Annotated in this window: 19 protein-coding genes and 1 pseudogene; 9 read left to right on the plus strand and 11 right to left on the minus strand. The window is 72.3% G+C overall.

Annotated features, from left to right (window positions below):
• Positions 1 to 31: 31 nt before the first annotated feature.
• Entirely contained in the window at positions 32 to 778 is a 747-nt protein-coding gene (locus IE182_RS10345) for a hypothetical protein (protein ID WP_190109396.1), read from the minus strand.
• Positions 779 to 1,021: 243 nt separating this feature from the next.
• Complete coding sequence (locus tag IE182_RS10350; protein ID WP_190109397.1) at positions 1,022 to 1,708, minus strand: NAD(P)-dependent oxidoreductase; 687 nt, start codon at positions 1,706 to 1,708, stop codon at positions 1,022 to 1,024.
• Between the two features lie 103 nt (positions 1,709 to 1,811).
• Between IE182_RS10350 and IE182_RS10355 the strand changes: the two genes are divergently transcribed.
• A complete protein-coding gene (locus IE182_RS10355) occupies positions 1,812 to 2,519 on the plus strand; it encodes a TetR/AcrR family transcriptional regulator (protein ID WP_308432099.1) in 708 nt (235 codons plus the stop codon).
• 72 nt (positions 2,520 to 2,591) lie between these two features.
• On the opposite strand, the gene IE182_RS10360 is transcribed toward IE182_RS10355, so the two are convergent.
• Both IE182_RS10360 and IE182_RS10365 read right to left on the minus strand, forming a co-directional pair.
• Entirely contained in the window at positions 2,592 to 3,704 is a 1,113-nt protein-coding gene (locus IE182_RS10360) for an NAD(P)/FAD-dependent oxidoreductase (RefSeq protein WP_190109399.1), read from the minus strand.
• A gap of 123 nt (positions 3,705 to 3,827) precedes the next feature.
• Positions 3,828 to 4,199: a DoxX-related protein gene (locus IE182_RS10365; RefSeq protein WP_190109400.1), complete on the minus strand. Its 372-nt coding sequence runs from the start codon at positions 4,197 to 4,199 to the stop codon at positions 3,828 to 3,830.
• A gap of 6 nt (positions 4,200 to 4,205) precedes the next feature.
• Between IE182_RS10365 and IE182_RS32010 the strand changes: the two genes are divergently transcribed.
• Together IE182_RS32010 and thrS are read left to right on the plus strand one after the other, a co-directional pair.
• Positions 4,206 to 4,970 carry a helix-turn-helix domain-containing protein gene (locus tag IE182_RS32010; RefSeq protein ID WP_229844713.1) on the plus strand — a complete coding sequence of 255 codons (765 nt, stop codon included), beginning with the start codon at positions 4,206 to 4,208 and terminating at the stop codon, positions 4,968 to 4,970.
• Between the two features lie 212 nt (positions 4,971 to 5,182).
• Positions 5,183 to 6,415, plus strand: a pseudogene (thrS, locus tag IE182_RS10375) (threonine--tRNA ligase); the annotation flags it as partial.
• A 95-nt stretch (positions 6,416 to 6,510) separates the two neighbouring features.
• Here thrS and IE182_RS10380 read toward each other — a convergent pair.
• The 4 genes from IE182_RS10380 to IE182_RS10395 form a co-directional block, all read right to left on the minus strand.
• Positions 6,511 to 7,218: a hypothetical protein gene (locus IE182_RS10380; RefSeq protein ID WP_190109402.1), complete on the minus strand. Its 708-nt coding sequence runs from the start codon at positions 7,216 to 7,218 to the stop codon at positions 6,511 to 6,513.
• Positions 7,219 to 7,294: 76 nt separating this feature from the next.
• A complete protein-coding gene (locus tag IE182_RS10385) occupies positions 7,295 to 8,260 on the minus strand; it encodes a hypothetical protein (protein ID WP_190109403.1) in 966 nt (321 codons plus the stop codon).
• A 108-nt stretch (positions 8,261 to 8,368) separates the two neighbouring features.
• A complete protein-coding gene (locus IE182_RS10390) occupies positions 8,369 to 8,560 on the minus strand; it encodes a ferredoxin (RefSeq protein ID WP_190109404.1) in 192 nt (63 codons plus the stop codon).
• Between the two features lie 13 nt (positions 8,561 to 8,573).
• Entirely contained in the window at positions 8,574 to 9,674 is a 1,101-nt protein-coding gene (locus IE182_RS10395) for a cytochrome P450 (protein ID WP_229844714.1), read from the minus strand.
• Between the two features lie 576 nt (positions 9,675 to 10,250).
• Here IE182_RS10395 and IE182_RS10400 point away from each other — a divergent pair.
• Positions 10,251 to 10,739, plus strand: coding sequence for a peptidylprolyl isomerase (locus IE182_RS10400; protein WP_190109406.1), 489 nt, complete (start codon positions 10,251 to 10,253; stop codon positions 10,737 to 10,739).
• Between the two features lie 145 nt (positions 10,740 to 10,884).
• On the opposite strand, the gene IE182_RS10405 is transcribed toward IE182_RS10400, so the two are convergent.
• Positions 10,885 to 11,802, minus strand: coding sequence for an MBL fold metallo-hydrolase (locus IE182_RS10405; protein ID WP_190109407.1), 918 nt, complete (start codon positions 11,800 to 11,802; stop codon positions 10,885 to 10,887).
• Between the two features lie 123 nt (positions 11,803 to 11,925).
• Here IE182_RS10405 and IE182_RS10410 point away from each other — a divergent pair, with 123 nt between their 5' ends.
• The 5 genes from IE182_RS10410 to IE182_RS10430 all read left to right on the plus strand — a co-directional run bounded on the left by IE182_RS10410 (position 11,926) and on the right by IE182_RS10430 (position 17,678).
• Positions 11,926 to 12,351 (plus strand): MarR family winged helix-turn-helix transcriptional regulator, encoded by a 426-nt coding sequence (locus IE182_RS10410; protein ID WP_190109408.1) that lies wholly within the window; start codon positions 11,926 to 11,928, stop codon positions 12,349 to 12,351.
• 327 nt (positions 12,352 to 12,678) lie between these two features.
• On the plus strand, positions 12,679 to 13,209 hold the full coding sequence (locus tag IE182_RS10415; protein ID WP_190109409.1) for a (2Fe-2S)-binding protein: 531 nt from the start codon (positions 12,679 to 12,681) through the stop codon (positions 13,207 to 13,209).
• A complete protein-coding gene (locus tag IE182_RS10420; protein WP_190109410.1) occupies positions 13,202 to 14,185 on the plus strand; it encodes an FAD binding domain-containing protein in 984 nt (327 codons plus the stop codon). The genes IE182_RS10415 and IE182_RS10420 overlap by 8 nt, the downstream gene beginning before the upstream one ends.
• A 4-nt stretch (positions 14,186 to 14,189) precedes the next feature.
• On the plus strand, positions 14,190 to 16,376 hold the full coding sequence (locus IE182_RS10425; RefSeq protein WP_190109411.1) for a xanthine dehydrogenase family protein molybdopterin-binding subunit: 2,187 nt from the start codon (positions 14,190 to 14,192) through the stop codon (positions 16,374 to 16,376).
• Between the two features lie 66 nt (positions 16,377 to 16,442).
• On the plus strand, positions 16,443 to 17,678 hold the full coding sequence (locus IE182_RS10430) for an XdhC family protein (RefSeq protein ID WP_190109412.1): 1,236 nt from the start codon (positions 16,443 to 16,445) through the stop codon (positions 17,676 to 17,678).
• A 7-nt stretch (positions 17,679 to 17,685) separates the two neighbouring features.
• On the opposite strand, the gene IE182_RS10435 is transcribed toward IE182_RS10430, so the two are convergent.
• Both IE182_RS10435 and IE182_RS10440 read right to left on the minus strand, forming a co-directional pair.
• Positions 17,686 to 18,165 carry a DUF2269 family protein gene (locus IE182_RS10435; RefSeq protein ID WP_190109413.1) on the minus strand — a complete coding sequence of 160 codons (480 nt, stop codon included), beginning with the start codon at positions 18,163 to 18,165 and terminating at the stop codon, positions 17,686 to 17,688.
• The gene (locus IE182_RS10440; protein ID WP_190109466.1) at positions 18,162 to 18,866 is read right to left on the minus strand and encodes a DJ-1/PfpI family protein; all 705 of its coding nucleotides are present in this window, start codon (positions 18,864 to 18,866) and stop codon (positions 18,162 to 18,164) included. Before IE182_RS10440 ends, IE182_RS10435 begins: the two co-directional genes overlap by 4 nt.
• Between the last annotated feature and the right edge of the window lie 74 nt (positions 18,867 to 18,940).

Genomic DNA, 18,940 nt, shown 5'->3' on the forward strand with positions numbered 1-18,940 from the left:
CTTCGCCACGAAACGGCGCTCGCCGGCCCGGCTAGGTCACGGCGAGAGCCTTGACGCCCGACAGGATGGGGACGAGCTGGTAGTTCCCGTCACCCGCGCCGCAGGTCACCTGCGAGTCCGCGGTGTTGGAGACGTTCGTCCCGGCCGCGAACCGCCCGTCACTGCTCGGCACCACCGTGCTGAAGTGATTGCTCGCCGAGGACGAGTAGTACATGCACTGGTGCAGATTCACGTAGCGCCCGGAGGTCAGGTCCAGCGCCTTGACGCCCGACAGGATGGGGACGAGCTGGTAGTTCCCGTCACCCGCACCACAGGACACCTGCGAATCCGCGGTGTTGGAGACGTTCGTCCCCGCCGCGAACCGCCCGTCACTGCTCGGCACCACCGTCGTGAAGTGATTCGTCGCCGAGGACGAGTAGTACACGCACTGGTGGATGTTCACGTAGCGCCCCGAGGCGAGGTTCAACGCCTTGACGCCCGACAGGATCGGAACGACCTGATAGTTCCCGTCACCCGCACCACAGGACACCTGCGAATCCGCGGTACCGGAGACGTTCGTCCCCGCCGCGAACCGCCCGTCACTGCTCGGCACCACCGTGCTGAAGTGATTGGTGGCCGACGACGAGTAGTACATGCACTGGTGAAGGTTCAGGTAGCCCGAAGCAGCGGCCCGGGCCTGCGGCGGCTGCGGTGCGGCAGGGGCGGGCGCCGCCATCCCCACGAAGGCGCACACGCCCACCGCAGCGGCGACTGCCGGCCTCCACACGCGTCTGATCATCGATCGCATCATTCCTGGGTCCTCCCCAAGGTCCGTGCGACGCGGACACCCCGGCCCGCGACGGAACACCACCAGGAGACCACTGACGTCCATCACAGGTAATGGGACGAACGCAACAACCATCCCATTAAGCGACGAGTCGACCAGCCTTACGCACCGCCCCGCATGCACAACCGAATCCCGGCCAGAGCCCGGAAGCCCGTTCGGCCGGCGGGCCGTGAAGGACGAAGCGGCCCCCCTCCGTCAGTAGCCGACCGTGAAGCGGCGTTGGATGTGACGGGGGTTTTCGATCTCGTCGAGCAGGGCCACGGCAAGGTCCTGGGTGGAGATGTCGCCGGCGCCCTCCTCGTAAGGAAGCACCTGGTCGCCGCCCGACCGGTAGCGGCCCGTGCGTTCGCCGGGTTCGATGCGGCCGGCCGAGGGGCTGAGGTAGGTCCAGTTGCGGTCCGACAGGCGGCACAGGTCCAGGACCTCGGCGTGGGCGAGTACGACCTTGCGGTACTCGGCGGGGACGTGCAGAACGTCCGTCAGGACGCGCGCGAATCCCTCCTCGTCGTCCAGGAGCCGTACGCCCGGCGCCGACTCCAGGCTGCCACCGCCGCCGACCACGACGAGGCGGGTGGCGGGGTGACGCTCCAGCGCCTTCAGCAGCGCGGAGGCAGTGGCCGGCAGTACGTCGGCGTGGGCGATCTGGTCGGCGATGTCACCCCCGGGGGCGATGGCGTTCACGACGACGTCCAGACCGGCGACGGCCCGGGACGCACCCTCCGGGTCGCCGGCGTCGGCAACCCGCCACGTCGCACCGCCGCGGTCCGCCGGCACGCGTGCGGCGTCCCGCGTGACGGCGGTGACCGCATGACCCCGACGCAGGCCCTCCGCCACGACCGCCCGGCCGATGAGGCCGGTCGCCCCCAGCACTCCGATGTCCATGGGATTCCCCCTCCTTGATGGACGCCGTGCATTTACTACACGGCGTTCAGTTTCCATACGGCAGATAGTATCTCGGTGCCGTAAAGTGTCAACGGTGGGTAACGTGACGAGAAGCCGACGGGAACGCCTGCGGGCCGAGACGGCCCGGGAGATCAAGACGATCGCGCTGAAGCTCATGGCCGAGGGCGGTCCGGACGCCATCTCCCTGCGGGCGATCGCGCGGGAGATGGGCATGACGGCGGGGGCCGTCTACGGCTACTACGCCACGCGCGACGACCTGATCACCACGCTCGTCGGCGAGGTGTACACCGACCTCGTCGACACCGTGGAAGCGGCCCGTGACGCCCGGCCCGCCGACGATGCCGCCGGCCGGGTGCAGGCATGGGCCGGAGCGCTGCGGACGTGGGCACTCGCCAACCCCCAGGGCTTCCGCCTCGTTTACGGCGACCCCGTGCCGGGCTACCGGCCGCCGGAAGGCGGCCCCGGAGCCGCAGCACGCGCCCGTGCCTGCGCCGGGTTGACCGCCCTGATCGCGGCCGCATGGCCGCACGCCCGGGCCGCCCACGGCCACACCTCCTACCAGTGGTCCGACTTCGGGGAGGAGCTGGGCGCCCACGTCCGGGCCGAGCACCCCGGGCTGCCCCCCGAGGCGGTGGCTCTGGCCCTGCGCACCTGGGGGCGGATGCACGGCCTGCTGGCGCTTGAGCTCTACGGTCACCTCTCCCCCGTCGCCTTCGCGCCCGGGGCGCTCTACCGCGACGAGATGCGAGACCTGATCCGGTCACTGGGACTGGTCCCGCCCGTCGACTGACCACCTGCGCCCGGGTGCCGGCCTGCAACCGGACAGCCGGACAGCCCGTCAGCCCGTCAGCCGGTCGCCCCGTCAACAGCGGCGGATGGCCAGGACGGTGCTCCGCACCACGGCCTCCTTGAAGGCCGCCGCGGTACGGCCGGTCAGTGCCGCGGCGCGCGGGCTGTCGTCGGCCCGGGTGAACTGGACGATGCCGTCGTGACGGCCGAGGCTGATGTTGGTGAAGACGTACCTGACCCGGGCCGGCTCCGGTTCGCGGCCGGTCAGGCGGGCGGCGATGACGTCGGCAACCTGACGTCCCATGGGCATGGCCGTCTGGCACGACATGCGGGTGATGCCGGCGCTTCCGGTGTGCCCCGCGGCCGCGTCTCCCACCCCGTACACCTCGGGATGGGACACCGAACACAGGGTTCGATCGACCGTCATCCGGCCCTGCTCGTCCGTGGCGAACCCCGCCTCGCGCGCCAGAGAAGGGGCGCGGAAGCCGGTGGCCCAGACGACGGCGTCCGCGGCATGCGGCGTGCCGTCGTCGGACAACAACGCACCCGGATGGACTTCTGTGATGTGCGTGCCGGAATGGACGGTGACCTTCAACCGGTCGAGCGCGCGCTGCAGATGCCGCTGGGCGTGCGGTGACAGCCCGTCGCCGGTGCCGGATGCGGTGAACAGCGTCATCCGCAGGGCCGGGTAGGTCTCGGCGAGCTCGGAGGCCGTTTCCAGGCCGGTGAGGCCGCCCCCGACCACGGCGACGGTACTGCCGGGCGCAAGCCGGCTCACGTGGCGGTGCAGCCGCTCCGCCTCGCCCGCTCCGGCGAGCGTGTGGGCGTGTTCGGCCGCCCCCGGCACCGTGCCGTGGTGTGGCCGGCTCCCCAGGGCGACGACGAGCGTGTCATAGCCGACGGAGTGGGGGGCACCGTCGAGGCGGACGGTGCGGGCAGCGGCATCGACAGCACACACGCGGGCGGTGATGAGTCCGACCCGCGTGCCGCTCAGGAGGTCCAGCAAGGGCAGGTCGTGCAGGTGCTGTCCGGCGGCGAGTTGGTGGAGCCGGATGCGCTCCACGAACCGGTCCCCGGCATTGATCAGCGTGATGGTGACGTCGCTGTCGCGCAGCCGCCGGGCTGCGCGCTTGGCGGCGACGAGACCGGCGTAGCCGGCTCCGAGGACGACGAGGTGGTGGCTCATGGCGTGACTCGCTCTATGTGGTTTCGGTGAGTTCTGGTGAGTTCCGGTGATTTCTGGTGCGCAAGCGTGAGCCGGCGTGCGTCGGCGGGCGTCGACGTGCGTCGACGGGGGCGTCGGTGTGCGTCAGGCCGGTGCGCGCGCCACCATGACCGCCCAGGCGACGTAGCCGAGGTTGACCACGAGCCGCGCGACCGCGCCCGCCGGCCGTTCCAGCACACCGGGACGTGTGGGATGCGCGCGCCGCAGGGCGTCGAGGTGCGAGACCAGGTACACGGTGATGAGCCCGGCCGCCGCCCACCCGCCCGCTGCCCGGGTCCGGGGCACCAGGACCAGCACGGCCACCCCGACCTCCACCGCTCCGCTGACGGCCACGAGCAGGGCGGCCGCACCGAGCCAGGGCGGCACCAGGGAACGGAAGTACCCCGGGGTCACCCAGTGCAGCACCCCGACGGCCATCAGGAACACCGCCAGCGCGACGGCAGCGATAGCATGCATGGCGCGATGATCCCTTCGCCCCGCGCATGGACGCTTGAACAAAACGATCGCCGGCTCGTCTTCTCCACCGGTGCCGAGGCGACGCTGTTCGCCGAATCCGGTGGGGCCGGCGTCGCCCGCCACCACCACCCGGTGTGGAAGGTGGTGCTGCCGGTCGGCGGTCACGTCCGGATCGGGCGGGAGGGCCACCCGCCGCTCGCCGCGGCCGGCCTGGTCGTACCGCCCCAACTCACCCATACCTGCGCAGTGACGTCCCCGTACGCCGCCCTGTTCATCGACCCTTGGCACCTGCGCGCCGGCACAGGGCTCGTACGGCTCGACGCCGACGCGGTACGACGCCTGCTCGCTGCGCTCGGGCCGAGTGACGCCGACGGGCTCGGCGCGGCCGCCGGCGACCTGACGGCGGCCTGCAGCGAACTGATCGCTCTCACCGGAGCCGCGCCCGCGTCCCGCCTTGACGAGAGGGTGGCTCACGCCGTACGGACAGCCGCCCTTCCCGGACCTGACGGCTCGATCAGCGAGCTGGCCGCCGAGGTCGGCCTGTCGCCGTCACGGCTACGGGCCCTGGTCCGCGAGTCGGTGGGGGTCCCCCTCGTCCGGCTACGGCAGTGGGGACGCCTGCGGAACGCGGTCGCCGGCCTGCCCCACGCGTCGGTGGCCTCGGCGGCGGCCGCCGCAGGCTTCGCCGACCAGGCCCACCTGACCCGCACGTCCCGCACCCTCCTCGGCCGCACACCTGCCTCCCTGGGCCGCGCTTCGTGCGGAACGTGAGCCAAGTTGCGTACGCGCGTGGCGACTTTCGTCGACGAAAAAGACCGAGCAGGCATCGCCACGGCCTGCTAATGTCCCCGGCATGAAGCGCGCTGCCATGACGACGACGCCGGAGAGTGTCCCGGCGCGCTGACAGATGTCTCAGTCCGAAGCCCCGGGGCGAGTGCCCCGGGGCTTCGGCTTGTGGTCACTCGCCCGATGTCCACGAGGAGACCGCCATGCACGACCACCGCAAACTCGGCCGCGAACTGAACCTGTTCGACACCGACCCGCTGCTGGGCGCCGGACTGCCGTACTGGCTGCCCGACGGCGCGACCATACGGCACGTCCTGGAGGAGTACGTCCGCGCCGCGGAACGGCGGGCGGGCTACCGGCACGTGTACTCCCCGGTGCTCGGCAAACGGGAGCTGTACGAGCTCTCGGGGCACTGGGCGCACTACAGCGACGACATGTTCCCCCCGATGGACCTCGGCGGTGAGCAGGTCGTACTGCGGCCGAGCCTCTGTCCGCACCACGCGGTCATCTACCGCTCCCGCTCCCACAGCTACCGCGAACTGCCCCTGCGCATGGCCGAGCTCGGCGGCATGTACCGCTCGGAACTCTCGGGCGTACTCGGCGGGCTGACCCGGGTCCGAGCCATCCACCTGAACGACGCGCACATCTTCTGCACCCTGGACCAGGTCGCCGAGGAGGCACAGGGGGCACTGGAGATGATCCGCCGAGCGTACGAGGCGCTGGGCATCACCCCGACCCGCTACCGGCTCTCCCTCCCGGGCCCCGGGGGGAAGTACGTCGCCGCCCCCGAGAAGTGGCAGCGGTCCACCGCCCTGCTGACCGACGTCCTCGACCGCTCGGGCCTTCCCTACGAGGCGGCCGAGGGAGAGGCCGCCTTCTACGGCCCCAAGATCGACGTCCAGGTCACCGACAGCGCCGGCCGGGAGTCCACCCTGTCCACCGTCCAGGTCGACTTCCACCAGCCCGAGCAGTTCGACCTGCACTACATCGGCGCGGACGGCGCCAAACACCGCCCGGTCATGGTCCACCGCAGCATCATCGGCAGCGTCGAACGAGCCGTCGCCCACCTCATCGAGCAGCACGGCGGAGCTTTCCCCGCCTGGCTCGCCCCCAGCCAGCTGGCGATCCTCCCGATCTCCGACGCCGAGCTGCCGAACGCCGCAGCGCTCGCCCGACGATGCACCGCCCTCGGGCTGCGTGCCGACGTCGCCGGCCCGGAACGCGGCAGCCTCGGCGCCCGCATCCGGGAGGCCCGGCTGGTTCCCTACCAGGCCGTCATCGGCGCCAAGGAAGCAGCCGACGACCACGTCGCACTGCGGCTGCGTGACGGGCGCCGGCTCGCGCCGCAACCGGCGGACGACGTCCTCGCCCGCATCGGTGCCCTCGTCGCTGCCCACAGCACCGACCTGTGGGACGGCGACGCCTCGTAGGCCCCTCGTCCGTTGAGCTCACGGCTCGGAGAGGGGGCGGGGTCAGGCCGACGCCCGGCCTGGCCCTGCCCCCGTGCCGGGGCCCGTCCGCCCGCCTACTTCACCGCGGCGCTCGCCAGTACCGCGTCCACCTCCTGCTGCCCGGGCGTCCCCGCGGACTGGGCGAGGCCGAGGAGGAACGCCGAGGCGGTGGGGCGTGCTGCGATGACGGTCATGCGGAGGTGGGCCGTTCCCTGCTTGCCCGCGTCCACCGTCAGGGTCACGGTGTGGGCGGGACGGTCGCTCACGGTGGTCTCGCGGGACTCCTCAAGCGTCGTCCTGCTGTCCGGGTAGAAGAACTCCGCATTCGACCGGGCCGCGCGCTCCGTCTGCCGCTTCAGCTCGGACTGCGGTACGGGGCCGCCCCGCCCGGCGAGCACGACGCCGCTTCCGTGGCCGTCCCCGTCGCCGTCGGGGGCCGTACCGGAGTCCTTGTCGCCGCCCTTCGTCGTGATCGACGAGGTGAAGGCCCCAATCAGCCCCTTCTTCTCGTCGTGCTCCCAGCCCTTGGGTACCGCGTAGGAGAGACCGGCCGTGCTGTCCGTCACGCGCGGCCGGCCCGCCAGCGGGGAACCGTCGTCGCGCAGCAGCCACCACGCCGTGGCGGTGCCGCCGGCCAGCGCGAGGACCAGCGCCGCGACCACACCGGTCACCGCCGCCCGGCGGTTGCGCGGGCGCCCGGCCGGAGGCACCGGGGGCACGGGCAGGTGGCCGGGGTACGGGGGGTAGGACGGCGGCGGGACGGCAAGGGGTGGCGTGGTCATGGCCCCAGCCTCCCCGTTCGCCCTTGCTGCGCCCTGAGTGCTCCTACTCAGTCCCCTACTCAGTACGCCGTGACCGCTACTCAGGTTCTGTGCCGTCGTCTCTGTGCCCGCGCCAGGCCGCGGCCGGGCGCGACTGGTACAAGGTGGCGTAGTAGTAGCCCGTCGTCTCCAGGCCGGTGGGGTCCAGGCCCGCGGCGCGCACCCTGGCCAGGACCCTTTGCTGCTCGTCGGCGTCGGTGAAGCGACGCTGCCGGTGGGGCCGGGCGGCCGCCCTGGTGACCAGGCCGTGTCTTCGCAAGGCGTCCGCGACCGGCCGGTAGTCGACGGGGCGCACAGCGAACGCGGCCACCCAGGCACGTCCTCGGGCCGGTGCGCAGACGGCGTCAAAGGTGCGGGGGCCGATGTAGCTCAGGCCGCCGGTGACGGTGACCAGGCTCGCTGATGCGAGCGCGTCGGTCAGGGACGCGCCGACGGGCGTCGTCTCCAGGTTCGCGGCGAAGGCCGCGTCCAGCAGGCCGACCGCCGCCGCGTAGGCGACGGCCCGGGGCGAGGCGTCGATGCCGACGATCCGTACCGCGTCCGCGCGACGGCGCTCGGCGTAGAACTCCTTGTCCATGGCGATCAGTTCGCTCAGGGACAGACCGGTCGTGCCGGAGCCGGTGTAGCGGTCGTAGAGGTCCTGCAGGGTGAGGTCGTGGTTGATGAGGGCGGCGTTGATGCCGTAGGAGCAGCACAGGTCCACCACCGTGACCGGCCCGCCGGCGGGCTCGGCGCGGATCCGGTCGGCCAGGATGTCCCGGAAGACCGGCTGGGCGTGGTGGGGGACCTGATAGTGCAGCGGCGCCAGCCGGGCGAAGTAGGCGCGCGGGTCGGCCCGACGGTAGACGTCGTCGAAGCTGCTCTTGCCCCAGCGGCTCGATGCGTCGTCGGCGCCGGCGTCCTCGACACCCGCGCCGTCGGCATCCGCGTCGTCGGCACCCGCGTCCTGGGCACCCGCGCCGTCGGCACCCGCCTCGTCAGGGCCCGCGTCGTCGTTCTCCATGCCTCACCTCTCCGATCGCCCGGCAGGAAGACTCCTTCCCCGTACCCGTGGGGCAGGACGCTCACCCTCGTGGGTGTTGCTTTCCGCCGGGCGGCCGGAGCGCCGCGGTCAGGTGATGCTGATGACCGCCGTCGGGCACCCCTCGGCGGCCTTCTCCACCGCCGCGCGCTGCTCGTCGCCGGGGGTGGCGTCGAGCAGGATCACCGTGCCGTCCTCGTCGTCCTGGTCGAAGACGTCGGGCGCGAAGCGCACACAGGTGCCCGCGCCGCAGCAGAGGTCCTTGTCGATCTCGATCCGCATGGGGGCCACCGCCTCACCACCGCACCGGCAGTCCGAGGACGCCGTACGTGACCATCATCTCCCGGGTACCGATCTCCTCCGGCGGAACGGCGAGCTCCAGCCGGGGGAAGCGGCGCAGCAGCGACTCGTAGCCGACGGCCAGCTCCAGGCGGGCCAGGTGGTGGCCCATGCACTGGTGGGGACCGCTGCCGAAGGCGACGTGACGCGTCACACCGCGCCGGATGTCGAAGGTGTCGGGGTCGTCGAAGCCGAGCGGGTCACGGTTGGCGGCGGGCAGCGACACCGCGACGACCTCGCCCTTGCGGATGGACAGCCCCTCGAACGCGAAGTCCTCGGCGGCGACGCGCAGCGGACCGACCTGCACCACGCTGAGGTAGCGCAGCAGCTCTTCGACGGCGTCGTCGATCAGGGACCAGTCGCCGCGCAGGTCGGCCAGCTGGTCGGGGTGGCGCAGCAGGGTGTAGGTGCCCAGCGCCAGCATGTTGGTGGTGGTCTCCAGCCCGGCGATGAGCAGGACGATCGTGATGCCGAGCAGCTCTTCGTCGGTCAGGTCCGTCTCGGCGGTGAGTCTGCCGAGGACGTCGGGGCCCTGGTCCTTGCGTGCGGCGACGATCAGGGCGTTCAGCATGGCGCCGAGGCCCATCAGCGACTGGTTCATCTCCTCCTTGCTGGTGGAGAGGCTGAAGAGGACGTCGACGTGACGCCCGAACTCCGCCCGGTCCTCCTCCGGCAGGCCGAGCAGCTCCGATGTGACCAGCGTGGGAAGCGGCTTGGCGAAGGCCGTCACCAGGTCGACGGGCCCGCCCGCGCTCTCCATCCCGTCCAGCAGGCGGTCCGTCATTTCCTGGATGCGCGGCCGGAGCTCCCGTACCCGCCGGACGGTGAAGTGCTTGCTCAGCAAGCGGCGGTAGCGGGTGTGCTGCGGCGGGTCCATGTTGACGAACATGCCCGTGGGCAGTGCGTCGGGGCTCAGCTGGTTGCTGATCTCCTTCACCGGGTCGCGCTTCCCTTCCGGCAGGGAGCTGAACCGGGTGTCGCCCAGGACGGCCCGTGCGGTCTGCAGGCCGGTGACCAGCCAGCCGATGTGCCCGCCGGGGTAGAGCAGCGGGGTCATCGGGCCTTCCTCGCGTGCCTGCGCGAAGGGGGCGGGTGGGTCGAAGGGGCAGCCCGAGGGGCGTGCCGTGGGGAAGGGCCGCGGTAAGTGCTGTTCGGCTTCTTGCGATTGCGTCATGAACCGTGGGACCTCTTCGTCAGAGGAAAATGCGGGGGAAAGGGCTGTAACGTCCCAGAACCCTCCCACGCGCGTCCCTAGGGTTCTCCTTAGTGATGTGGCTCACCGGCTCCGCGGGAAGGAGCCTCCGGCTGCCGGGTGTCGTTGTGAGCTCGCTCTCAGTTTGGCCCGGTGGTGCGGGGCGGTCGGACGGGTGGCGGGGGCGTCGGCACACACACCCACACATCTCATCGTTTTGTCATCACGGCGACGTGGGGCGACCCCCTGTGATCCAACTCGCCGATTCCATGGGGCGCCACGCTCCGGCCGGGGCTCGCGCTCCGGCCGTCCGCAGACGCCTGAGCAGGTAGGCTCCGCCGCTGGGCGCCCCTCTGTTGGCGGGGGCCCGAGCGGGCGGCCCGCAGGGAAAAACACCGGGCCTGTGTGCACTCCGGTGACCAGAGATGTCAGGCTGTGCTCATGAGCAATGTGTTCTTCGACATCACCATCAACGACGAGCCCGCCGGCCGGATCGTCTTCAAGCTGTACGACGACGTGGTCCCCAAGACCGCCCAGAACTTCCGTGAGCTCGCCACGGGCCAGCACGGCTTCGGCTACGAGGGCTCCAGCTTCCACCGCGTGATCCCGGCCTTCATGCTCCAGGGCGGCGACTTCACCCGCGGCGACGGCACCGGCGGCAAGAGCATCTACGGCGCGAAGTTCGCGGACGAGAACTTCCAGCTCAAGCACACCAAGCCGGGCCTGCTCTCCATGGCCAACGCGGGCCCGAACACCAACGGCTCGCAGTTCTTCATCACCACCATCGTCACCGACTGGCTGGACGGCAAGCACGTCGTCTTCGGCGAGGTCGTCGAGGGCATGGACCTCGTGAAGAAGATCGAGGCCCTGGGCTCGCGCAGCGGCGCCACGTCGGCCAAGATCACGATCGCGAAGTCCGGCACGGTCTGAGCCTGAGGCCCAGCACCGCGTCAGCGACCGAGGCCCGGATCCCCGCCCACTCAGGGTGAGGGAGCCGGGCCTCGCGCCGTTCCACGGACGCCGTTCACCGGACGGCGTTCCACGGACGGCGTTCAGGCTGCGGCCGTCCCGGCCCTCATGCGTCGACGGGCTCCCACGTCGCCCCCTCCCCCGCAGCCCCGTGCACGACGCGGCCGAACACGACGTCCGCGAAGTGCATGCCGTACCCGACCGTGTCGGGGCGGGCCATCTCCTCGACCAGGCGACGCCGGAAGGCCGTGGACTGTTCCGTGTCGTGGTCGACGGTCGCCGCCCATTCGGGGTGGCCTATCTGGACCGGCGAGTGCAGGGCGTCGCCGAAGGCGATCAGGCGACGGCCGCCACCGGTGATGACGTAGGCGGCATGGCCCGCCGTGTGACCGGGGGTGAGCATGACGTGGACGCCGGGGAAGATCTCGTCGCCGTCGGTCACCGTACGCACCCGGGGCTCCAGGGCCGCGAGGATCTCCTCGTTCGTGCCGTGCTCCTTTGCGAGGTGACGGTGCGTCCACTCGGGCTCGGAGATGAGGTAGTCGGCCGAGGTGAAGGCGGGCCCGTCCGTGCCCGGGGCGGGGTGGTAGGCCCAGCCGAGGTGGTCCGTGTGGAGGTGGGTGAAGGCCACGGCCTCGATGGAGCCCGGGTCGCGGCCGATGGCGGCCAGGCTGTCGAGCAGTGCGCCGCCCTCGATGGCGCCGACGGCGTTGCCCGGCTCGGCCGGGACGGACAGCGGGCCGACGCCCGCGTCGATGAGCAAGGCCCGGTCTCCGTGCTCGACCAGCAGTCCGCCGGCGCTCGCGACCAGGTGGCCGGTCTCGTCGAGGTATGCGGCGTGCTCCGCCCACACCTCGTCGGTCGTCGCGGGCAGCCAGCCGCGCGGGGTGAGCCGGACGGCGCCGTCGGGCACGTAGGTGACCTTCACCTCGCCGAGCTGCAGCGAGCGGATGCCGGCCGGCCGCCGCAGCCGGAGCTGCTCGTCCCGCAGCTGCTCGTCGTCAATGCGCTGGGAGTTGCTCATGTCCCGTCCCTTGGTGAAGTGATCGGCCGATCGACCATCGGCTGATCGTCAGCATAAGCTTCCAGCTTGAATGATTCAAGCTGGAAAGATACTGGCTTGATGGGGTTCGCTAGAATGGGGGACATGACACCCGAGGAACCGCAGACCCTCGCCGAACGCCAGCTCTGCGGCCTGGTGAACGACCTCGCCCGCCGCATCTCCGACCACGTCCGCGAGCGCGCGTCCCGCCTCGACCTGACCGCCCCTCAGGCCACGGCGCTGCGGGAGCTCACGGGCCCGATGACGATGCGCGAGCTCGCCGGCCGCATGGGGTGCGAGCCCTCCAACGCGACCTTCGTCGTCGACAAGCTGGAGTGCCAGGGTCTCCTGGAGCGTCGCCCCCACCCCACGGACCGCCGCGCCAAGCAGCTGGTCCTCTCCGCGGAGGGCACGGCTCTCCGTGAGCGCCTCCTCGGCCTGCTCGCCGAGGGCTCCCCCCTCCGGGGCCTGTCCCCCGTCGAACAGGGCACCCTGCGCGACCTCCTCGACCGCGCCGTCGCCGACCGCTGACACCACCGGGCCGCGGCCCCGCACTGCCCGCGGCCCGTGCTGCCCGCGGCCCGTGCTGACCGCGGCCCGGCCTCAGCACCCCGACGGCCGCACCAGTCGGCACCGGCCGCGGTCTTCGCCTACGAGACGAGGCGGCGGCGGGCCGGGTGCGGCGCAGGCGGTTCCGAGGACATCCCCGGGGGCCGACGTGTCTTCGCCCCCCGCTCCCGCACGCGCACGTAAGATCACACCCGACCCTCTGGGTGATTTGCGACTTATCTACCGATAGAGGCAGTTTTCTGTTCCACGGAACGTGCGACAGCAGGCGCACGGAGGTTGGCGGTGGCCATGGATGGTTCTGCACCACAGGCGCGGGTGTCGCCCGGGCCGCAGGCCCGGCCGGTCGTCCGCGTGCCGGTCGTCCTCCGGGTGAACGGCACCGAGCACCGGATCGAGGTGGACACCCGCACGACGCTGCTGGACGCCCTGCGGGACTCGCTGAAGCTGACGGGTACGAAGAAGGGCTGCGACCAGGGGCAGTGCGGGGCGTGCACGGTGCACGTCGACGGCAAACGCGTGCTGTCGTGCCTGACCCTCGCCGCGAGCGCCGACGGCCGTGCGGTGCGGACGATCGAGGGGCTGGAGCAGAACGGCACACCGCATCCCCTGCAGGAGTCGTTCGTCAAGCACGACGGCCTGCAGTGCGGTTACTGCACGTCGGGGCAGATCATGTCGGCCGTCGCGCTGATCGAGGAAGGCCGGGCGGGCTCCGACGACGACATCCGCGAGTTCATGAGCGGCAACCTGTGCCGCTGCGGCGCCTATCCGAACATCGTGGCCGCGATCCGCGAAGTGGCGGGCAGGGGTGACGATGCGTAGCTTCGCGTACGTCCGGGCCACCACCGTCGACCACGCGGTCGCGGAGGTCACAGCGGACCCTGACGCCACCTACCTCGCCGGGGGCACCACGCAGGTGGACCTGATGAAGGACGAGGTGTTCCGGCCGGGCCGGCTGGTGGACATCACCCGACTGCCCCTGCGCGACGTCACGAGCGACAACGGAACGCTCGTGGTCGGGGCCCTGACCACCATGGAGGAGCTCGCCGCGCACGAGGTCGTGGCCGGCCGGCTGCCGCTGGTGCGGCAGGCGCTGCTGCTCGGCGCCTCGCCGCAGTTGCGGCACATGGCCACCCTGGGCGGCAACCTCCTGCAGCGGACGCGCTGCCGCTACTTCCGCGACCCGGGCGTGGCCTGCAACAAGCGCGAACCGGGCGCCGGATGCAGTGCCGTCGACGGCTTCAACCGGATGCACGCGGTCCTGGGCACCAGCCCCGCGTGCATCGCCACCCACGCCTCGGACGTGGCCGTCGCCCTGCTCGCCGTGGGCGCCTCGGTGCGCGTCCGGGGGCAGGACGGGGAGCGGGTGGTGCCGCTGACGGAGTTCTACCGCGTTCCGGGCTCCACCCCGCACGTGGAGAACGTGCTCGCGCACGGGGAACTGATCACCCACCTGGAGATTCCGCTGCTGCCACCCGGGGCCCGCTCGGGCTACCTGAAGGTCCGCGACCGTGCCAGTTACGAGTTCGCGCTCGCCTCCGTCGCGGCGGCCCTGGTGATCGACGACGGGAGGATCCGCGCGGCGCACCTCGCCCTGGGCGGTGTCGGCACCGTTCCCTGGCACGTGCCCCGGGCCGAGGAACTGCTGCGGGACGCCGCACCGGACGCGGAGGTCTTCTCAGCGGCCGCCGAGGCGGCCCTGAGCGGGGCCGTGGCGCAGTCCGGCAACGGCTTCAAGATCGAACTCGGCAGGAGAGCCGTGGTACGGATGCTGAGCACCCTGGCGGAGGAGTCCTAGAACCATGGCCCACCCCGACATCGGTGAGGGGATCGACCGCGTCGACGCGCGGGTCAAGGTGAGCGGCCGTGCCGCCTACCCCACGGACCACGACTGCCCGGGCCTCGCCCACGCCGTCCTGGTGCAGAGCACCGTCGGTGCCGGGCGCATCACCGCCGTCGACTCCTCCGCGGCCAAGGCCGCACCGGGCGTGCTCGCGGTCATCACCCACGAGAACGCCCCCGAACTGCACGAGGCGCGCGACCGGAAGGCGACGCTGCCACCGCCCCCGCTGCAGAGCGACCGGATCGTCCACCACGGCCAGACCGTCGCCGTGGTGGTGGCCGAGACCTTCGAGCAGGCCACCGAGGGCGCCCTGCTGGTACGGACCGAGTACGCGCCGGCCACGCCCGTCGTGGACATCGACGACCCGCAGGCCGAGCACGTCCACGACCCGTTCGGCAGCGACGACGGAACGGGCGACGTCGCGGCGGCCCTGGCCGCGGCGCCCGTGCGCATCGAACAGACCTACCGCACGGCCGTGAACACCAACCATCCCATGGGCCCGTTCGCGACCGTCGCCTCCTGGGACGGCGACGAACTGACCGTCCACGACTGCACCCAGGGCCCCTCCCGCACCCGCGCCGACCTCGCGGCGACGCTCAAGGCACCCCAGGACACCATCCGGGTCCTGGCCCCCTACCTCGGCGGCGGCTTCGGCTCGGGGCTGCGCACCTGGCCGCACACGGTCCTGGCCGCGGTCGCCGCGCGCCACGTGGGACGCCCCGTGAAACTGGTGCTGACCCGCAAGCAGATGTTCACGTCGGTCGGGCACCGCCCCGACACCGTCCAGCGGATCGGGCTCGGTGCCACCCGCGACGGGCGGATCACCGCCATCGACCACGAGGCGCGGCAGACCCTCTCGATGTGCGACGTCAACACCGAGATGGTCTCCAGGGTCTCGCTGTCGGGCTACGCCAGCCCCCACCTCTCCGCCCGGGACGTCCAGGTCCGTGTGAACGTCCCCTCGCCCGGCTCGATGCGCGCCCCCGGTGACGGCCAGGGCAACTTCGCGCTGGAGTGCGCGCTGGACGAACTCGCCCACGACCTGGGCATGGACCCCCTCGAACTGCGGCTGCGCAACTACGCCGGGGAACACCCGGTGACGGGGCAGCAGTGGTCGAGCAACGACCTGCGCGAGTGCTACCGCGTCGGCGCGGAGAAGTTCGGCTGGTCACGCCGCGTCCCCGAGCCGCGCTCCATGCGCCGGGGCCGGACGCTCGTGGGCTACGGCATGGCCGGAACGTCGTTCTTCTTCTACCAGCCGCCGTGCTCGGCGCGGATCACGATCGGGCGCGACGGCCACGCCGTGGTGGGGAGCGCGGGCATGGACCTGGGCACCGGCACGTACACGGTGATGGCCCAGCTGGCCGCAGAGCTGCTGGCCCTGCCGCTCCGGCGGGTGCGCATGGTGATGGGCGACAGTTCCCTCCCCCAGGCGCCCTCGGCGGGCGGCTCCGGGCTGACCGGCAGCATGGGTTCGGCGATCCACGCCGCCTCCCGGAACCTGATCCGCTCCTTCCTGGACCTGGTCCGTGACGACTCCGGATCGCCCTTGCACGGCGCCGGCGAGGGCGACGTACGGGTGCAGGACGGCCGCATCGTGCGCAAGGACGGCGGCGGGGGCGAGAGCTACGAGGCGGTCCTCACCCGGCACCGGCGGGAGGAGCTGACCGCCGAAGGGTCGGCCGAGGCGCCCGCCGAGGACCGGCCCGTGGTCCCCACCGGCCCCTACGCCGCCAAGTTCGCCGAAGTGCACGTGGACCCGGACCTCGGGGTGATCCGGGTGGCCCGCCTGGTGACCGCCGCGCACTGCGGACGCATCCTCAACGAGAAGACCGCCCGCAGCCAGCTCATCGGCGGCACGGTCGGCGGCATCGGCATGGCCCTGCTGGAGGAGACCGTGACCGAACCCCGCACCGGGCGCATCGCCAACGGCACCCTCGGCGACTACCTCGTCGCCGTCAACGCCGACATCCCCGACCTGGACGTCCACTTCGTCGGCGGCCCGGATCCCACCAATCCCAACGGCACCAAGGGATGCGGCGAACTCGGCATTCCCGGCACCCCCGCCGCCATCGCGAACGCGGTCTTCCACGCCACCGGCACCCGCGTGCGCCGCCTGCCCCTCACCATCGAGGACCTGCTGTAGCGCCGTCGGGCCCGGCCGCGGCCGCGTTCGCACCACATCACGAGCATCGGCATCAGGAGCATCACCGTGCTGGACATCGCCCCCGAGCTGACCCAGTGGTGCGCGCAGGGGCGCGACTTCGCCGTGGCCACCGTGGTGGCCACCCGGGGGAGCACGCCCCGGCAGCCCGGCGCCGCCCTCGCCGTCGACGCCGACGGCACGGCGACCGGATCCGTCTCCGGCGGATGCGTCGAGGCCACGGTGTACGAACTGTGCCGCCAGGCGCTGGCCACCGGCGCGTCCGTGCTCGAACGCTTCGGGTACGACGAGAACGACCCCTTCGCCGTCGGCCTCTCCTGCGGCGGTGCGATCGACGTCCTCGTCACCCCCGTCCGGGCCGGCACCCCCGACGCCGGCACGCTCGCCACCGCGCTCGCGGCCGCCGCCCGGGGCGAGGCCGTGGCCGTCGTGCGGGCTCTCGACGGTCCCGCCGGTCTCCTCGGCCACGTCCTGCTCGTCCGGCCGGAGGACTCGCCGGAGGACTCGCCGGAGGACTCACCGGACGGCTCGCCGAGCGGCTCGCTCGGCGGGGACGTACGGCTGGACCGCGCGGCCGCCGACGCAGCCCGCGCGATGCTCGACGCCGGCCGCACGTCCACCGTGCGGATCGGCACCGACGGCTCGTGGTGCGGCGGGGCGACGACGCTGCTGATCGAGACGACGGCACCGCCACCCCGCATGATCGTCTTCGGCGCCGTCGACTTCGCCTCGGCACTCGTGCGCGTCGGCAAGTTCCTCGGCTACCACCTGACCGTGTGCGACGCCCGGGCCGTCTTCGCGACCCGCCGGCGCTTCCCGCAGGCCGACGAGATCGCCGTCGACTGGCCCCACCGCTACCTCGACACCCAGCAGCTCGACGCCCGGGCCGTGCTGTGCGTGCTCACCCATGACGCCCGGTTCGACGTACCGCTCCTGGAACGGGCGCTGCGCCTGCCCGTCGCCTACGTGGGCGCGATGGGCTCGCGCCGCACCCACCACGAGCGCCTGCAACGGCTGCGCGCAGCAGGCCTGACCGGGCGGGAACTGGCGCGGCTGCGGTCCCCCATCGGGCTCGACCTCGGCGGCCGCACGCCCGAGGAGACCGCCCTGTCCATCGCCGCCGAGATCGTCGCCGAGCGCCACGGCGGCACCGGGCGCCCCCTCACCGGCACGCGCACCCCTGTGCACCGCGACCCGCCCCCGAGCCGGCGGCCCGGCAGCGGCCTGCGGGCCGCCGGCCGCCCCGGAACCGCGGCGCCGGCGCTCGGCTCGTTTCCCGGCTGACCGGCGATCACGCTCCGGTGGTGGACCCGGGCCGGACGACCATCAGCACGGTCACGGTGGCCCACAGCACGTTGAACATCCCCGTGTACACGGCAAGTCGCCCTGCGGCCCGGGCGACGGCCCCGGTCTGCTGCACCCGCTCCCCGTCCCCGAGTGCGGCGAGAAGGGCGCTCTGCCGCGGCAGCATCACGGCGGCGAGTACGGCCGCGGCGGCCACGGTCAGCGCGATCGAGGTGATGAGCCAGGGGCTGCCCAGCACGTGCATGGTGTTGGCGGTCGCCAGGCCGAACACCGGCACCGCGACGGCGACCACGGCGTACACCCGGCAGATGCGGTGCAGGGTCAGCACCGTGGCCAGAGCCCGCGCATCGCCCGGGGCGGCCAGAGCACGCCGGGCGGAGGGCGGGAACATGCCGGCGGCCACGGTGACGGGACCGACGGTGACGACGGCCGCCAGGACGTGGAGCGTGAGGAGGAGTTTCGTCACGGGTTCTCCGGGTCCTGCGGCGGGACGTCGGCGCGGAAGCTCGCGGGGACGGGACCGGTGGCACGCCATACGACGCCCCGCCGCTCGTGGGCGAAGACCTGCTCGACGGCATGGGCGATGCGGGGGCCGAGTTCACGCTCCAGCAGGTACAGGCCGAGGTCCAGACCGGAGCTGACGCCCGCGCCGGTCACGAGGTCACCGTCATCGACGACCCGCGCGTCGATCGCGACGGCGCCGGTGGCGTCCAGCATGTCGCGGCCCATGGCGTGGGTGGTGACGGGCCGGCCGTCGATGAGCCCGGCCAGGGCCAGGAGCAAGGAGCCGCCGCAGACGGTGGCCGTGGTCAGGCCCGGCCGGTCGATGCCTTTCTTGAGCAGAGCCGGCAGCCGTGTCTGCAGCGCACGGCCGAGCAGCGCGGGAAGGGAGTCCTCGTGCCCCGGGGTGTACGCGTCGGAGGGGGCGTCGAACCGGCCGACCGCTCCCGGCACGATCACCAGGTCGGCGCGTTCGGGGTCGAGGGCGGCGGTGGCTCGCAGCGAGAGCAGTCCCGCGCCACTGGGCACGTCGCGCGGCCCCTCGGCCGCGACCAGCTCGACGCGGAGCGCGCCCGGCGCGGCCGTTCCGCCGGCGAACAGCACCTCGTAGGGGGCGACGACGTCCAGCGGGTCGAAGCCGTCGTACAGCACGATCTGACACAGCATGCGGAGGGAGTCCATTTCTGCGGGAAGGGTGCCCCCGGCGGGGCACGGACACCGACGCTAGTGACCGTCCGGAC

It is taken from the genome of Streptomyces cinnamoneus, assembly GCF_014650495.1.
Taxonomy (GTDB): domain Bacteria; phylum Actinomycetota; class Actinomycetes; order Streptomycetales; family Streptomycetaceae; genus Streptomyces; species Streptomyces cinnamoneus.

Excerpts from the sequence above, each read along its gene's own strand:
- IE182_RS10345 (WP_190109396.1), bottom strand. The coding sequence starts at position 778 with ATGATCAGACGCGTGTGGAGGCCGGCAGTCGCCGCTGCGGTGGGCGTG.
- IE182_RS10385 (WP_190109403.1), bottom strand. The coding sequence starts at position 8,260 with ATGGAGAACGACGACGCGGGCCCTGACGAGGCGGGTGCCGACGGCGCG.
- IE182_RS10365 (WP_190109400.1), bottom strand. The coding sequence starts at position 4,199 with ATGCATGCTATCGCTGCCGTCGCGCTGGCGGTGTTCCTGATGGCCGTC.
- IE182_RS10360 (WP_190109399.1), bottom strand. The coding sequence starts at position 3,704 with ATGAGCCACCACCTCGTCGTCCTCGGAGCCGGCTACGCCGGTCTCGTC.
- IE182_RS10390 (WP_190109404.1), bottom strand. The coding sequence starts at position 8,560 with ATGCGGATCGAGATCGACAAGGACCTCTGCTGCGGCGCGGGCACCTGT.
- IE182_RS10405 (WP_190109407.1), bottom strand. The coding sequence starts at position 11,802 with ATGAGCAACTCCCAGCGCATTGACGACGAGCAGCTGCGGGACGAGCAG.
- IE182_RS10380 (WP_190109402.1), bottom strand. The coding sequence starts at position 7,218 with ATGACCACGCCACCCCTTGCCGTCCCGCCGCCGTCCTACCCCCCGTAC.
- IE182_RS10415 (WP_190109409.1), top strand. The coding sequence starts at position 12,679 with ATGGATGGTTCTGCACCACAGGCGCGGGTGTCGCCCGGGCCGCAGGCC.
- IE182_RS10420 (WP_190109410.1), top strand. The coding sequence starts at position 13,202 with ATGCGTAGCTTCGCGTACGTCCGGGCCACCACCGTCGACCACGCGGTC.
- IE182_RS10425 (WP_190109411.1), top strand. The coding sequence starts at position 14,190 with ATGGCCCACCCCGACATCGGTGAGGGGATCGACCGCGTCGACGCGCGG.
- IE182_RS32010 (WP_229844713.1), top strand. The coding sequence starts at position 4,206 with ATGATCCCTTCGCCCCGCGCATGGACGCTTGAACAAAACGATCGCCGG.
- IE182_RS10350 (WP_190109397.1), bottom strand. The coding sequence starts at position 1,708 with ATGGACATCGGAGTGCTGGGGGCGACCGGCCTCATCGGCCGGGCGGTC.
- IE182_RS10440 (WP_190109466.1), bottom strand. The coding sequence starts at position 18,866 with ATGCTGTGTCAGATCGTGCTGTACGACGGCTTCGACCCGCTGGACGTC.
- IE182_RS10400 (WP_190109406.1), top strand. The coding sequence starts at position 10,251 with ATGAGCAATGTGTTCTTCGACATCACCATCAACGACGAGCCCGCCGGC.
- IE182_RS10395 (WP_229844714.1), bottom strand. The coding sequence starts at position 9,674 with ATGACCCCGCTGCTCTACCCCGGCGGGCACATCGGCTGGCTGGTCACC.
- IE182_RS10410 (WP_190109408.1), top strand. The coding sequence starts at position 11,926 with ATGACACCCGAGGAACCGCAGACCCTCGCCGAACGCCAGCTCTGCGGC.